Genomic DNA, 14270 nt, shown 5'->3' with positions numbered 1-14270 from the left:
ACCCAAACTCTACAGGGCATGCTCGAGGACGAAATCAAGGCACCCAATAAGTGCATCAACGTCCTCAAGATCTGTTGCTGGCCACGTGCCGATGCGCAGCTGATTCCTCCCAACCCCGCGGTAGGCGTTAATGTCGACGATTCCCTGACGGCGCAGGTGAGAGGCAATCGCTTTCGCATCAACGACCTCATCGAATTCGATGGTGACGACGACGGGGGAACGCAACTCAGGAGCCTCAACAAATGGGTGAGCAACCGATGATGACTCAGCCCACGCATAGAGAAGATCTGAGGACTGACGAGCACGGCGTTCCATCGTCTCTAGACCGCCCTGGGCGAGCATCCACTGAATCTGCTGATCCATCATCACCAAGGTGGCGATCGCCGGAGTATTCAATGTTTGATTCTTGCGCGACTGTGCCACAGCTGATGACACGTTGAGGAACTTCGGGATCCATCGGTCGGTGGCCCCATTGAGTTCCTCCGCGCGTTGGAGAGCAGCTGGAGACAGGATCGCTACCCACAGGCCCCCATCGGAGCCGAAGACTTTCTGTGGGGAAAAGTAGTAGGCGTCGCTTTGTGACAGATCAACGCTCATCGCCCCGGCAATTGATGTGCCGTCAACAAGGGTGAGCGCGTCTGCGTTCCCGCATCGGTACACCGGTGAGACAACACCCGTTGACGTTTCGTGATGCGGATAGACGAAGGTGTCGGCGGGGGTGTCGGCCTCGTCCTCGTCTAGAGAAATACGCGCAAGCTGCCCGGCGGGTGCCTCGGTGACGATGGGGGCCACCAGATGCGGGGCCCGTCGGATTTCCTCGGCGAACTTTGCGCCGAACTCGCCGAAAACTGCGCAGTGGGCGCGACGGCGAATCAGCGAGGCCGCGGCCATATCCCAGAAAGCGGTGGCACCACCGTTGCCCAGAGCGACCTCGTACCCCGATGGCAGTGAGAAGAGGTCTGTAAGTCCCTGTCGAATGGAGTTGACGATGTTCTTCACGGGCTCTTGACGGTGTGACGTTCCCATGATGAGAGGCCGACGCAGAGCATCAATCTGCTCGGGACGAATGCGGGAAGGGCCGCATCCGAAACGTCCGTCGTGGGGGAGGAGTTCGGGAGGCAGCGGCGGCAAAGTGTTCATGAAGAAAATGTATCTCAGCATGTGCCAGAGCGAATTCCATGACACGACGGTGAAGATATTACGTCGGCGCAGATGCGTCAGTGGATCATTGAGGGCGCGCGGTTCGGGAGAAAACGTCCTGTGACCCACATGTGGGTTGAACTGGCCGTATCCTGGAAGGACCGGGTCAACTGGCCATCGGCAGCGCGCGGAAAGGATCGGTATCGTGGCGGAACTCATCGACACCACAGAGATGTACCTCAAGACCATCCTCGAAATGGAAGAGGACGGGGTGACGCCTCTGCGCGCCCGCATCGTTGAGCGACTGGGTCACTCGGGCCCAACTGTTTCGCAAACGGTGGCGCGTATGGAACGCTCAGGTCTCCTTCACGTGATGGGTGACCGGCGCCTGGAACTGACCGAGGAGGGGCGCGCACACGCCATCGAAGTTCTGCGTAAACACCGGCTCGCCGAAAGGCTTCTCCTCGATGTCATCGGCCTCGACTGGCATGAGGTCCATGAGGAAGCGTGCCGTTGGGAACACGTGATGTCCGATGACGTTGAAAAGCACCTTGAGGAGCTTTTGCAATCCCCTCAGACAGATCCCTACGGGAATGCGATTCCTGGCCGGGCGTGGGAAAAACGTGGGGAATCACTTGAGCTGACGGTGCGGAGTGACCAGCGTGGAACGATGAGGATCTCGCGCATTGGTGAGCCGATTCAGGCCGAGCCTTCTCTTCTGGAGTCCTTCCAAGCTGCGGGCATCATGCCTGGCTCACTGGTCGACATCTGCCCTGAGTCTCATTTTGTGACGCTTTCCTCAATTGACGAGGACGGGTGCTCGCTGGGGCAGGTTTCCCTTCCAAATGCCCTGATTCCGCACCTATTTGTTGAGCCGGTGACGTCCTGACATTCGTGCAATGCCGCGCGAAACGGTGAAAGTTTCGACAGATCGTTATCAATGCGTGACATTCGTGGGCTCTTGGGTATAGAGTTCATATCGATCAACGGGATCACACAGCTTTCCAAGCACCGAAGTTGGACATTGGAAACGCTGAAAAACACGTCCAACACGGGGGAACCAATTGCGATCCGTAAGGATCTAGGGGTGAAGTTCGAGTTCTCGAACCGGGTCTCCTACCCGAATCCGACAGCTGACCTCGTAGGTTCACCAAGGAGAAACAACGCACGTGACAACAGTCAGGCACGTCCCGCGCCACCGCATGGCGCGCCGTCCGATCACTCCGATCGCTGATCTGGCCGACACTCTTACTTCACTGAACGCCATCCGTCCGACCGCTTTTGCGTCAGCCACTGGCCTTGCACTGACAGCCGTTGTTGCTGGTACCGCGAACGCGGCACCGGTCAACGCTGCGCAGGAAAGCGCTCGCGCTGCTGACCTCACCTCCACGACGATTGCCGTTGGCAACGTCACCACGGTGGATGTTCCAGATATCGCCTGGACTGAGGACGAGATTTCCGCTACCGCTGAAGCTCCCGGTGCCGCAGCTCCGGCCGAGCAAGAGACCGCAGCTGACCGCTCCGAAGTGCGCGCCGAGATTGCCTCGGCCGCCGCTACGGAAGCGCGAGTCAACGCTGCCGGATCCGACATTGCGTCGATCGCTCTGGCTCTGACGGGTATTCCCTACGTGTACGGCGGTTCATCCCTCGCCGGCCTTGACTGCTCTGGTCTGGTTCAGTACGCCTACGCTCAGGCAGGAATCTCCGTTGCCCGTACCTCCGACGCAATCGCCGCAGGTGGCACGGTCGTGTCAACCCCGCAGCCCGGTGACGTTGTTGCCTACCCCGGTCACGTCGCGATCTACGTGGGTAACGGCATGATGGTGGAAGCCACCTATCCGGGGCAGCTGTCAACCGTTGCCGCTGTGCGTGGAGGCGGATACTTCGTTCGTTACTGATTCCGTTTTCCTTTCAGGGGTGTGCCCGCCGAACCTTGGTTCGGCGGGCACATGTGTGTCGGCAGTTTCGTGTTCCGAGGACAACAGTTAGGACAACCAAAGTTCTGTGGAATACTGATCCAGCGAGTTCAGCATTCACACTGAGGAGAACGTTCGTGAGTACACGCAACACTTCTGGCACCGCGCCGGGTTCTTCGAGAAAACGCCCGAAAACCCCTCTCCATCCGCGCGTCACCTCGGCGGTTGCCAGGAAAGACACCTATCTCCAGGTCGCCTACCGATGGAGTTCAGTGCTCGCAGCATCCTTAGCAGCGGTGTGGATCGGATCCGGGGTGGACACCGCACGTGGCGGAGGGGTCCTTGCTCCACAGTGGTGGGTGATGACATTCCTGTGGAGTGGTCTTGCCGCCGTAATGTCAGCCTGCGCGGTCTCGCACTCGCTGACAACACAGGCGCAAACGGAACGTGAATTTCGTCGACTGACTCAGGACGCGTGGTTTGCTCTGGGGCCAACTCGCCTGAAGGATCGCTCCGGACGAATGCTTGATCTTGCAACGAACGGAGCGATGCGTGCAGCCCGCTATCGTGGAGGTTTCCTTTCCGCCACTCTCGCTTCATTTTCATCGCCGATCATCGTCTGCCTCGTCATCGGTTTCGCTGTTTCCTGGGTGGCGGCTGGGCTCATGGTGCTTCTCGTTGTCGTTGGCCCATTGCTGATGGAGGTGTTCAACAAGTCCACACGTGCGGCGGGTCGGAGTTTCCGCGGGTCACAGACCTTTTTGCGCCAGTCCTTTCTTCAGGGGATCGGCGCTCTAGAATCGCTCATCTACGCGGGTGCCGGCAAAGCCTATGCGAAGGACCTCGCTCGCGAGAATGAAATCCACCGCAGAACAATCATGCGGCTACTTGCGGGAAACCAGTCGCTGATCTTCTTCATGGACATCATTTTTTCAATGGTGGCGGTGCTGCTCGCGACCTTCCTCGGTGCGAGCGGAGTCAACGCAGGAACCCTCACTCCGGGTCGCGCACTGTCCCTCCTGATTCTCACAATGATCCTGGTGGCTCCAGTCGACCTCATCGGTCAGTTCTTCTACATCGGCATCGGTGGCCGGGCAACGCAGAATCAACTCTCTGCGTTGGCACGCGAGGTAGACGCGGTCACCGAGGCTTCTCACCGGGCCAGGAGCACGTCGTCCTCGCCGATGCCTCTCAGTCAGCACAAGGGGGACGAGGACGAGGCCGAACCAGCCCTCTCATTCACCGACGTCACCGTTGGCTGGCCTAAGGGCCCCACCCTCATTGAACACGTAACCTGGCACGTGAACGCGGGGGAGAGGGTCGCGCTCATCGGTCCCTCAGGCATCGGAAAGTCCACTGTGTCAGCCGTCATTCAGGGCTACCTTGAACCCCGATCAGGTCAGGTGCGCGTCCTCGGCCATGATGTTGACTATGCCAGCGGCGCATCCATCCGCCGTGACCTGGCTGTCGTGGAGCAGCGCACCTACCTGTTTAACGGAAGCATCGCGGATAACCTGCGGATGGTAGCGCCTGACGCAGGCGACGACGAACTCATTGAAGCTCTCACACAGGCCAACCTTGCCGACGAGATTCGTTCCTTCCCCGACGGATTAAATACGCAGGTCGGCGACCACGGTGCCCGACTATCGGGTGGTCAGGCACAGCGCCTGGCAATCGCCAGGGCTTTCCTCAAACGCAGTCCGATCCTTCTCCTTGACGAACCGACATCCCAGGTGGACCTCACCGGTGAAGCGCTCATCGTGCAGGCCCTTGAGCGGATATCTCGTCAGCGAACAGTCCTCATGATTGCGCACCGACGCGCAGCCATTGACAACGTCGACCGCGTCCTCGTTGTTGGTGACAAGAAGGTGGAGGAACGTCAATGAGCACACCAGCTACCGGAATGGACACAACGGTGAGCGACGCACAGACATCGGCCACATCGGGTAAGCAGACGCAGACCTCAGGGCAACGGGGAATCATCGCATGGCTGCTCGCTCGCACAAAGGGCGTCCGACCAATGTGGACGCTGTCTGTGAGTTCCCGGGTGATCAATCAGCTGCTGATGGTCGCGATCCTCGTCATGGCAGCGGGTGCCTGTCTCGGCGCTCCGCTGGTCCCGGCGATGGCGTGGATTGCCGGTCTTTCACTGGTCAAAGCGGTTTTCCGCTACCTCGAACACTATGCCGGGCACTGGGTGGCCTTCACCATGCTCGCCTGGCTGCGCACCGAATTCTACGACGCGATCGTTCCGCAGGCTCCGGCCGTGGTCAAAGGCCACGCGGCCGCGGAACTCTCCGAACGCGCAACCCGCGACATCGACCGGATCGAAGTGTTCTTCGCTCACACGATCCCTCCGATGATTGCCGCGATCCTTGTCCCCACTGCGTCGATCACCTGGGTGGGCTTTCACCTCGGATGGTCCTACGCCCTCGTCATGGCTATTTCGGCTGTGTTCATGATCGCTGGTCCGGCACTTGGACGTCTCCTGTCATGGCAGGACAATCGGGATTTGGCGGCCACAAATGCGCAGATCGCCACGCACCTGGGAGATTCGATCCAGGGCTTGAGAGAAGTCCTCGGATTTGGAGCCGAAGAACAACGCCTCGCTCAGTGGGAACAAGCGGAAGCCCACGCCGAGACCATCCGCCGCCGCGTGCGTCGACGTGCAGCTGTGCGCGCCGCTTTCCTCATGGCAATCGAGCTGGCCACCCTTGCGGCGCTGGTCGGAGTTGTCGGTGCTGGTGATGTGCAGTCAGCGCTGCTGGCATGTGCGGCGTGGGTCGCCCTGTGGGCACCTCTACGCGGAGTCGACGATTTTGTTGACGGACTTGATGAAGCTCTCGCCTCAGCGGAAAGAGTGAGGGCAGCAATCGATGCGCCGCCGCAGGTCGTGGATGCCGTCGATGCATCGGCGCCAGAGGTTGATCCCACGGCCCCAACGGTGTCGGTGTCTCATGTGTCCTTCTCGTATGACGGTGCAACCGACGTGCTGTCCGACGTATCTTTTGAGATCACCGATGCAACGTGGACGTACATTGTTGGCGTGTCAGGCGGTGGCAAATCCACGGTGGCCGCGCTTCTTGCCCGAGGATGGGATCCTCGCGAAGGGAGAATCACCTACCGCGGAGTCGATATCCGACGCCTGCGCCTCGATGACCTGCGCTCGCGGGTGTCCCTCGTTGTTCAACGTCCCTCTCTTCTGTCAGCGTCGCTGCGTGGGAACCTCACTCTGAGTGCGCCGAACGCCACGGATGAGAGCCTGTGGGAGGCACTTGACCTGGTGAGTCTGGGGGAGTGGGCACGCAGTCACGCCGATGGGCTTGATCAGGCGATCACCCTTGACGGGTCCAACATTTCCGGCGGCCAAATTCAGCGTCTCGCAATTGCGCGTGCGCTCGTGGCCATGCCCGATGTCCTCATCCTTGACGAGGCAATGAGCCAGCTGGATGAAGCCACGGCGCGGGAGGTACGTTCGAGGATTCGTCTGGCGCGACCCGATCTGACGGTTGTGGAGATTTCCCACCAGGTTGATCGCATTGACGAGGACGCGCGTGTCCTCGTGATCGATGCCGGGCACCTGGTGGAAGAGGGACTGGCGTCGGATCTTTTGAGGAACGAGGACGGGTATCTTTCGCGTCTTGCACGTCGAGTCTGAGTCGTTCCGGGTGGGATTCCGCCTGCGGATGTCAGATGAGTTGCGGCCTGATCAGCGGCGTTGAATGCGCTGTCTTTTTTGGGGAGTGCCAAGTGCCGGCGTCGGCCTCGGAAACTGGACGTATGTCATGAAGAAAAATCGTCATTTTCGTCGCTGATGTTTCCGAAGCGCGTCAAAATGAGGCACAATATCAGTGACTCACATCACGAGGAGGTCGACATGGGTTCCAGCGAAGTAATCCTGGTCGGAGTAGACGGATCAACAGAAAGCATGGCTGCCGTTACCTGGGCAGCGGAGCGGGCAAAACGCATGAACGCCCGTCTTCATGTGCTGTGTACCTACGCCCTCGCGTCGTACTCAGCCGCAGCGCTCGACGGCGGATACGCTGTGCTTGACGACGAGGCTCTCAAACGCGGAGCACAGCAGGTCATTGACGATGCGATCTCAAAGGCCAAGGAATGTGGCGTATCGGATGTGTCCGGTTCAACCGAGCCCGGTGACCCGGCAGGCGTCCTCGTGGAAATGTCAGCAGAAGTTGATCTCATTGTTGTGGGGTCACGCGGTGGCGGCGGCTTTGCTGATCGGCTGCTCGGCACCGTCTCATCGGCTCTTCCATCCCACGCGAAATGTCCTGTTGTCGTGGTTCCCAAACACATCGAGGGGAAGAAATTCACCCCCATTGAGCGCGTGGTTGTCGGAGTGGATGGCTCCGATCAGGCCTCGTCAGCGCTGCGCGCATCAATCGATGAAGCGATCCTGTGGAATGCGAAACTCACCGCCGTTTCCGCTGTTCCGATAGCGGTTGGTGGATCGATGATGACCTGGGCTCCTTCGGAATCCGACCATTCAACGGTGCTGCGTGACGTGCGTAAGGGAATGGGAATCGCCATCGACTCAGCTCTCGATGGTCGCCGTTTCGACGTTGCACGTCACGCCCTGGACGGGTCCCCAGCCTCGCTGCTCATTGAGTTTTCCACCGCGGTTGACCTCGTTGTTGTGGGAACGCGAGGGCGTGGCGGTCTTGCCGGCGTGTTCCTCGGCTCAACATCGCAGAGTGTTCTCAGCCATTCGACGTGCCCCGTGATGGTGGTTCCCTCAGATCACCTGGGTCAGGTCGAGCAGGTGAAAGCTCCCGACTGGGGGCGTCGCTAATCTCAGTTTTCTTCACGAGGACGAGCGGGCGCGGCGTGGAATCTTCAGAGGTTCCCTGCCGTGCCCGTTTTTCTGGGTGCAAAGTGACCGAAGCGGACTGGTAGAATAGGCAACTGTGCTGGCCGCCCGCGTGGGGTTTTGCCAGCGGGCCCTCGTAGCTCAGGGGATAGAGCACCACTCTCCTAAAGTGGGTGTCGGACGTTCGAATCGTCTCGGGGGCACAACACGTGGCGAAGCCGCGGAGAAAAGCCACAAAATTGGCGCGGCGCGGCGCTGCCAACGAGCCGTAGGCCCCTAAGAACAGTACCGTTAGCGTGTGGCTTCCATATTCTCTCGACGTTCACACGGCTCGGACTCTCAGGGGGAAACATCCCCCGAACACAGTTCGCGCGACGAACAGCGCACGACTCAGCGCCCGCCCTTCCTGCCGACGTCCACGGTGACCTCCGGCAGCGAGGACACCCTGTCGCGGTGGAAAGATGAGCTCACGCAGGTCACCCGCATTGACGGTGAAAGAGCACCCCGACTCACCATCGGACAGGCACACCCGGGTGGACTCGCGAAGCTCTACGCCGGTCAGGAAACGGCGCTGTCGCTCCTGGTGCGCGAACCCGTCTCACATCGGCGCGCCCTCGAACGCGCTCGCCACATCATCGACCGAAGCCATGAACTCGCAGCACGCCACGGCGTTGGACCAATCCACCTGTCCATCGGTCACGCAACATGGATTCGCGACGGAGTCGAAGTGAAGTCGGCGGCTCTCCTGCGTCCCGCTCGCGTCACCATGAACGAGGACGACGCGACGATCACGATGCTTCCCGGAGGGGATCTCGATCCGCAACTCACGGAAGCATTCGCAGCTCAAGGAATCACCATTGACGCGGCAACTCTTGTTGCGCGAGCAACAACGGCACACGGATTTTCCTCATCGAATTACCTTGCTCAGCTCAGAGACGCCGGACGCGCACTCGACGGATTTGACCTGCGTGACGACCTTGTCATCGGGATTTTCGAGCACCCGGCAACCGGTTTACTGCGCGAACTCAACGATCCACGGATCCTCTTCTCATCCGAGATCGTCCGAGCACTAGCCGGCGACGAAGCATCCGCGGAACGTACCCGCCAGGAACTCCCACCGGCGAACCCGCAGGATCGTGACCCGTGGAAGGAACGTGGAGTCGGTGACCTGACTCCACGCCAACAAGACGTCATTGAAGCTGTTGCCCAAGGGCGGTCACTGCTCGTTGACGTGCCCGACGGAGCCGATGACACCTCTCTCGTCGCCGCAATCCTGGCCGACGTGGGGGCATCTGGTCGAACAGTGATCCACATCGGAGGCTCCCCTTCTCGCACAGCGCGGGCCTTTGATCGCCTGGAGAAACTCGGCGTCGGCGAAATGGTTGTTCGCGTGGACGGCGTAACGCCGAATGCGACAACGCTGGCGGAAAAGCTCCGCTACGCAATGCTCGACACCTCACCGGTTCTCGACCAGCAGGAGGTCGACGACCTGCGCTCGCGGCTGCGTGAGGTGCGTCAGACTCTGAGTTCGTACACAACCTACCTCCATCGTCCTTTCAAGCAATTCGGCGTGAGTGCCTTTGACGCGCTCCAAGTCCTCACGGACCTGACAAGCTCACGATCAGGTCCCTCAACGCGGGTGCGCCTACGCCAGGATGTTCTTTTTGACATTGCCCGCGACCGCGGTGAACATGCGCGAGATCTCCTGAGAAAGGCGGATGACCTGGGGATTTTCTCGCCGAAGACCCGCAGTGACGCCTGGACTGGCATCGTCATTAACTCAGCCGAACAGGTCACGGATGTCCTCTCCCGCGTTGTTCGCCTCTCCCAGGAATTACTCCCGCAGCTGCGCGTGCGCATGGGAACGGTGTCGGGTGAAGCGGGGATCACCGCGGCGACGACGCTTGTTGGCTGGGAAGAACAACTGGCGATGTTCTCCGGGGTTCGTGACGTCCTCGACGTGTTCAAGCCGCAGATTTTTGAGCGTTCCGCCGCCGACATGGTCATTGCAACGGCCTCGCGCCAGTGGCGTCGTGACCACGGCATTTCGATGAGTCGACGCGACCGCAACCGCCTCGTCAAGCAAGCAGAGGACTTCGTGCGTCCCGGGGTTCACGTGGAGGACCTGCACCGGGAACTTCTGTTGGTTCAGGAACGCCGCGACGTCTGGCAATCGCACACGAACGATGATGGGTGGCCAACGCTTCCGGGTCGTCTTGACGAGGTCGAGCACCTCACAGCAGAGGTCCGCGAGAATCTGCACCGTCTTGAGCCGATGTTTTCCACCGCCTACCCGCACCTCGACCAGATGAACGTCTCAGAGTTGGCGGCTCTCTTTGATCGTTTGGCCGGAGACGTTGACGGGGCGCATGAACTTCCCCTGAGGGTGAGCGTGCTCAAGGAACTCTCCCACATCGGCCTCGACCCGCTGGTTCAGGATCTGCGGGAACGCCACGTTCAAGGCGAAGCGATCGATGCGGAACTCGACCTGGCATGGTGGGCATCAATTCTTGGCCTGATGCTCGCGAGCGAACCGAAACTCGGCGGCGTCGACCCCGCATCCCTGGAGGAGGCACTTGCTCAGGGGCGCGAACTTGACGCCGCCCAGGTGGCGACTCTGGCACCGCAGGCAATTAGTCAACTGCGTCGGATACGTCAGCAGACGCTGGCCACCCGAGCCGATCAAGTGGGGTCCTTAAATTCTGTCATTGAGCGTGGTGCGTCCGACGGTGAGCTGCTGGCAAACCACCCGATCACCGCGCGCCTTGTCCCCGTGATCCTCACTGTTCCCACAGTTGTTCCACGGATCATCCGCGAGGGACACAAAGTAGATGTTCTCGTCCTCGATGAGATTGATCCGCTTCCTCTGGCGGAACTTGTTCCGCTGATCGCGAGGGCGCGGCAGGTCGTTGTCCTTGCGGACGTGGCGAATGCTCGCGAGAGCGGAGCGGTGCGTCGGCTCGCAGATGTTCTGCCGACAACCACAATGGACGTTGCTCCGTCACGCCTAAATGACCAAGTCGCTCTGCTTCTGGCACGTCACCGCATTGACCACCTGGGGGTTCCTGTCCCGTGGACCGCCGGTGAAGCGCCGGTCAATGCGGTGTGGGTTGATGGTAAGGGAATGCCGGCTCCCGGGGCTTCCGCCGTGGAATCAACGTCGGTTGAGATTGACGCCGTCGTTGAGCTTGTCACTCGTCACGCGATGGAGCAGCCCGAACGTTCCCTGGGGGTTGTTGCACTGAACGAGCGTCACGCGGAACGTATTCGTGCGGCTCTTGACAGGGTGCGCTCCAAAGAACCGGGATTGGTCAGCTTCTTTGATGCGGGAATAGCTGAGCCATTTGTCGTTGTGGGACCTCACGACGCTCAGGGGCTCAGTCGTGATCGCGTGATCATGACACTGGGATTTGCCAAAACTCCGCACGGCCGTGTGATTCATGACTTCGGAGTGTTTTCTTCCGACCGTGGTGTTGCGGTGATGGCGGATGTTCTTCGCGCTGTCCGAGGGGAACTCGTCCTCGTTTCTAGCCTCCGCGCCGGAGATATTGATCGGGAACGCCTACAGGTTGAGGGAGCGCAGATGCTCCTGGATCTTCTCGAAATCGCCGAGGGGCAGTCTGGTCAAGGACATGACTCGTGGCCGATTCTCGAGGCCGAGCCAGATCGTCTCCTCGTTGATCTCGCGGACCGTCTGTACCGCATGGGACTCGAAGTCGTGGCGAACGTCGGAATCCCCGGTGGAATGCGTATTCCCTTGGCCATTGGGCACCCGGAGGTGCCCGGCCGTCTCCTCGTCGCTGTTTTAACCGACGACGATGCCTACGTTGCTCAGCCGTCGCAGCGTCTGCGTGATCGAATGTGGCCGGCGATGTTTGAGCAGCAGGACTGGAAGGTGTACACGACGCTGTCAATGGCGGTGTTCATTGACCCCGCGAAGGAAGCGAACACAATTGTCCAGCTGGTGTTGGATGCCGTGGATGAAGTCAATGGCAGGTCAGACGAGGTGCTCCTCGTTCCCGGTGACGCCTCAGATCAGATCGATGCGCCGCTACGAGCCGACGCCGCTGTCGTGGAGTCAAATGCCGTCTCGCAGCGTGATCTTGACGAGCGTGTGGAGACAACAAGTCAGGCCCGTCAGCGTGATGATCAGCGAACATCTGAGTTTGCAGCAATCAACGTGGTGAAAACTCCGTTGCGTGCGGAACGTCCCGCGATTGCCCAGGGCCTTCCTCTGGCGGCATATTCGGATGATCAACTTGATGAGATGGCCGCGTGGGTTCGGTCCGACGGCCTTGTTCGCTCCGATGAAGAAACAGTTGAAGAACTGCGGATTGCCCTCGGACTTAAACGCCGAGGATTCCAGTCCGACGCTGTGTTGGGAAATGTTGTCAGGCGTACGAAACCGCAGGCCCCTCATATTGGTGAAGAGGGGGTTCGTGCTGGCTCCACGACGCAGGACACGTCGGGTTCTTCGTCGACGAGTGACTCTTCTTCTGGCAAGAGTGACGTGAAGACGAGTATTGCGGGGGACGAGGACGAGCGCCGATGACACCTCAGCGGTTGTCTGAATCTGTTCCCACGAAGCGTCGGCGACGGGCAGTGTCCTTCGTTTCCCCGGTGGATGAAGAACTATTACGCAAGGGATTGCAGCCTTCCTGGGAGGATCGTGTCTCTGCCGGTGATCGTCGGCCGGGGTCTTTTGCGGATTCACCGGATATTGGTGACGGTGCGAACGACGCCCGGCTTTTGGAGAATGTTCCGCCGCATTCGCAGGCTCGAGCGTAGGTCCCTGATGTTGCGTTGCCGCCACGTGTGCGGGGGTAAACGCCGCGGATGCTGGTCGATAGTATCGATACCCTGCCGTTGTTCTGTGCGTGCGGATCACGTCGTCCTCGACTCGTTGTCTCTCGATGGGGTTCGGGATTGAGAGTAGAATTGGGGTATCTGGGAGAAGGAGGTCGGTCATGGCTCAGTCCGCCGTCATCGCTGACGTCGCGAAGAGCGATGCCAAGGAGCGGATCGCGTTCGCCGACGCTGCACTTGCCCTTGCTGGTCACGAGGTGACTGACCCTGTCGTGCGTGACCTCATGGGCCGTCTTGCCCGTGATGAGATGACAGGAGACGAGGCCGTGGCAGCCCTGCGCCGCCACATTCAGGGCTGATGGCTCGCAGGCACGTCTTTCGTACCTGGGATGACTATTTCATTCCAGGGACATCTGTGCTGCGCAATAAGTTCATCCAGCCTGGTAAGCCGTATGGAGAAACCGATCCGATCAAGCTGCGACGTCTCGAAGAGGGTGCAGCTGCGTTCCGGATCGAAGAACTGGCCAAGCATCCGATCGAAGGCCGATTCGACTACGAGCACATGAAGGCCATCCACCGCTACATCTTCCACGACGTGTACGAATGGGCGGGAGAGGAACGGGTGGGACCAATGACGTTCATGGTTAAGACGGGCCCGGATGTCGTGAACTTCCCGCCGTCGGACCCCCGGGCTCCGCAAGACGTTCCCTACCGGTATTACCCGGCTGGTCCCGAGCTTGGCAGAGCTGCCGAGGAACAGTACCGGCGGCTTGCGGCTAAGGATCTGTTACGGGGGATGGGGCGTGACTCTTTTGCGGCTGAGCTGGCGGAGGTGTGGGGAGAACTCAACGTCATCCACAGTTTCCGTGAGGGCAACACTCGCAGCCAGTTCGTGTTCTTCTCCCAGCTGGCCGAGCAAGCCGGCTGGAGGCTGGAATCCTCTTACTTTGCACCGGGAACGACGGGACGTGAGGAGTTCGTGGCCGCACGTTTCTACAGCCAGGCGACGGGAAGCAACGACCGTTTGGTGCAGGTACTGTCTCGGGTGATCGTGCCGGTGACCACGGTCGGATACGCGTGCGATTAAACCCCATCGTGTAAACCCCATCGTGATCGTGAAAACACTGTGGCCCCGTGCTCGAAAGCACGAGGCCACGTACGTGTTGCCGCTGAGTCTTAGCTATCGGAGTTTCGGGTGACCAGCGAGTCGCGGATTTCCTGGAGCAGCTTGACTTCATCGGAGACCTGGGCAGGCCCCTCATCTGCTGGCTTCTTCTTCATGTCGTTGAGCTTGTTCATTGGAACAACGAGGAAGAAGTACAGGGCGAATGCGATGAGGAGGAAGTTCACCAGCGCAGTGATGATGGCACCGGGCTGAACAAGGGCATCGCCGATGTGGAACTCAAGGAAGTTATCGAAGTTCGGCTTGCCGATCAGGCCGCCGATGAGAGGGTTGATGACCTTTTCAACGAGTGCGGTGACGACGCCGGTGAAGGCAGCGCCGATGATCATACCGACAGCGAGGTCGATGGCGTTGCCGCGGGAAATAAAATCCTTAAAGCCTTGGATCATGAGTGACT

11 protein-coding genes, 1 tRNA gene and 1 riboswitch are annotated in these 14270 nt (G+C 60.0%); of the genes, 10 read left to right on the top strand and 2 right to left on the bottom strand.

Annotation, left to right across the window (positions count from 1 at the left end):
* Positions 1-9 precede the first annotated feature (9 nt).
* Entirely contained in the window at positions 10-1140 is a 1131-nt protein-coding gene (serC, locus tag G7Y41_RS08265) for a phosphoserine transaminase (protein WP_165315574.1), read from the bottom strand.
* Between the two features lie 205 nt (positions 1141-1345).
* On the opposite strand from serC, the gene G7Y41_RS08260 reads away from it, so the two are divergent.
* The 10 genes from G7Y41_RS08260 to G7Y41_RS08215 all read left to right on the top strand — a co-directional run bounded on the left by G7Y41_RS08260 (position 1346) and on the right by G7Y41_RS08215 (position 13777).
* Positions 1346-2029, top strand: coding sequence for a metal-dependent transcriptional regulator (locus G7Y41_RS08260; RefSeq protein WP_165315573.1), 684 nt, complete (start codon positions 1346-1348; stop codon positions 2027-2029).
* A 132-nt stretch (positions 2030-2161) separates the two neighbouring features.
* Positions 2162-2303: riboswitch (cyclic di-AMP (ydaO/yuaA leader) on the top strand.
* A 6-nt stretch (positions 2304-2309) separates the two neighbouring features.
* A complete protein-coding gene (locus G7Y41_RS08255) occupies positions 2310-3038 on the top strand; it encodes a C40 family peptidase (protein ID WP_331272601.1) in 729 nt (242 codons plus the stop codon).
* Positions 3039-3193: 155 nt separating this feature from the next.
* Positions 3194-4942, top strand: a complete 1749-nt coding sequence (locus G7Y41_RS08250) for an ATP-binding cassette domain-containing protein (protein ID WP_165315572.1) — start codon at positions 3194-3196, stop codon at positions 4940-4942.
* On the top strand, positions 4939-6714 hold the full coding sequence (locus tag G7Y41_RS08245) for an amino acid ABC transporter ATP-binding/permease protein (protein ID WP_165315571.1): 1776 nt from the start codon (positions 4939-4941) through the stop codon (positions 6712-6714). Before G7Y41_RS08250 ends, G7Y41_RS08245 begins: the two co-directional genes overlap by 4 nt.
* A gap of 219 nt (positions 6715-6933) precedes the next feature.
* Positions 6934-7866, top strand: a complete 933-nt coding sequence (locus G7Y41_RS08240; RefSeq protein WP_165315570.1) for a universal stress protein — start codon at positions 6934-6936, stop codon at positions 7864-7866.
* Between the two features lie 148 nt (positions 7867-8014).
* Positions 8015-8087, top strand: a tRNA-Arg gene (locus G7Y41_RS08235).
* 95 nt (positions 8088-8182) lie between these two features.
* Positions 8183-12436 carry a prevent-host-death family protein gene (locus G7Y41_RS08230; protein WP_196819493.1) on the top strand — a complete coding sequence of 1418 codons (4254 nt, stop codon included), beginning with the start codon at positions 8183-8185 and terminating at the stop codon, positions 12434-12436.
* A gap of 11 nt (positions 12437-12447) precedes the next feature.
* Positions 12448-12672 (top strand): toxin, encoded by a 225-nt coding sequence (locus tag G7Y41_RS08225; RefSeq protein WP_165315657.1) that lies wholly within the window; start codon positions 12448-12450, stop codon positions 12670-12672.
* Between the two features lie 179 nt (positions 12673-12851).
* On the top strand, positions 12852-13049 hold the full coding sequence (locus tag G7Y41_RS08220) for a hypothetical protein (RefSeq protein ID WP_165315569.1): 198 nt from the start codon (positions 12852-12854) through the stop codon (positions 13047-13049).
* Positions 13049-13777, top strand: a complete 729-nt coding sequence (locus G7Y41_RS08215) for a Fic/DOC family protein (protein ID WP_165315568.1) — start codon at positions 13049-13051, stop codon at positions 13775-13777. Before G7Y41_RS08220 ends, G7Y41_RS08215 begins: the two co-directional genes overlap by 1 nt.
* An 89-nt stretch (positions 13778-13866) precedes the next feature.
* On the opposite strand, the gene mscL is transcribed toward G7Y41_RS08215, so the two are convergent.
* Positions 13867-14262, bottom strand: coding sequence for a large conductance mechanosensitive channel protein MscL (mscL, locus tag G7Y41_RS08210; RefSeq protein ID WP_165216489.1), 396 nt, complete (start codon positions 14260-14262; stop codon positions 13867-13869).
* Positions 14263-14270: the final 8 nt, after the last annotated feature.

The sequence above is a fragment of the Schaalia sp. ZJ405 genome (assembly GCF_011038885.2).
Taxonomy (GTDB): domain Bacteria; phylum Actinomycetota; class Actinomycetes; order Actinomycetales; family Actinomycetaceae; genus Pauljensenia.
Note: the sequence above shows the minus strand (reverse complement) of the source record. Positions and strands in the feature narration are given on the sequence as shown.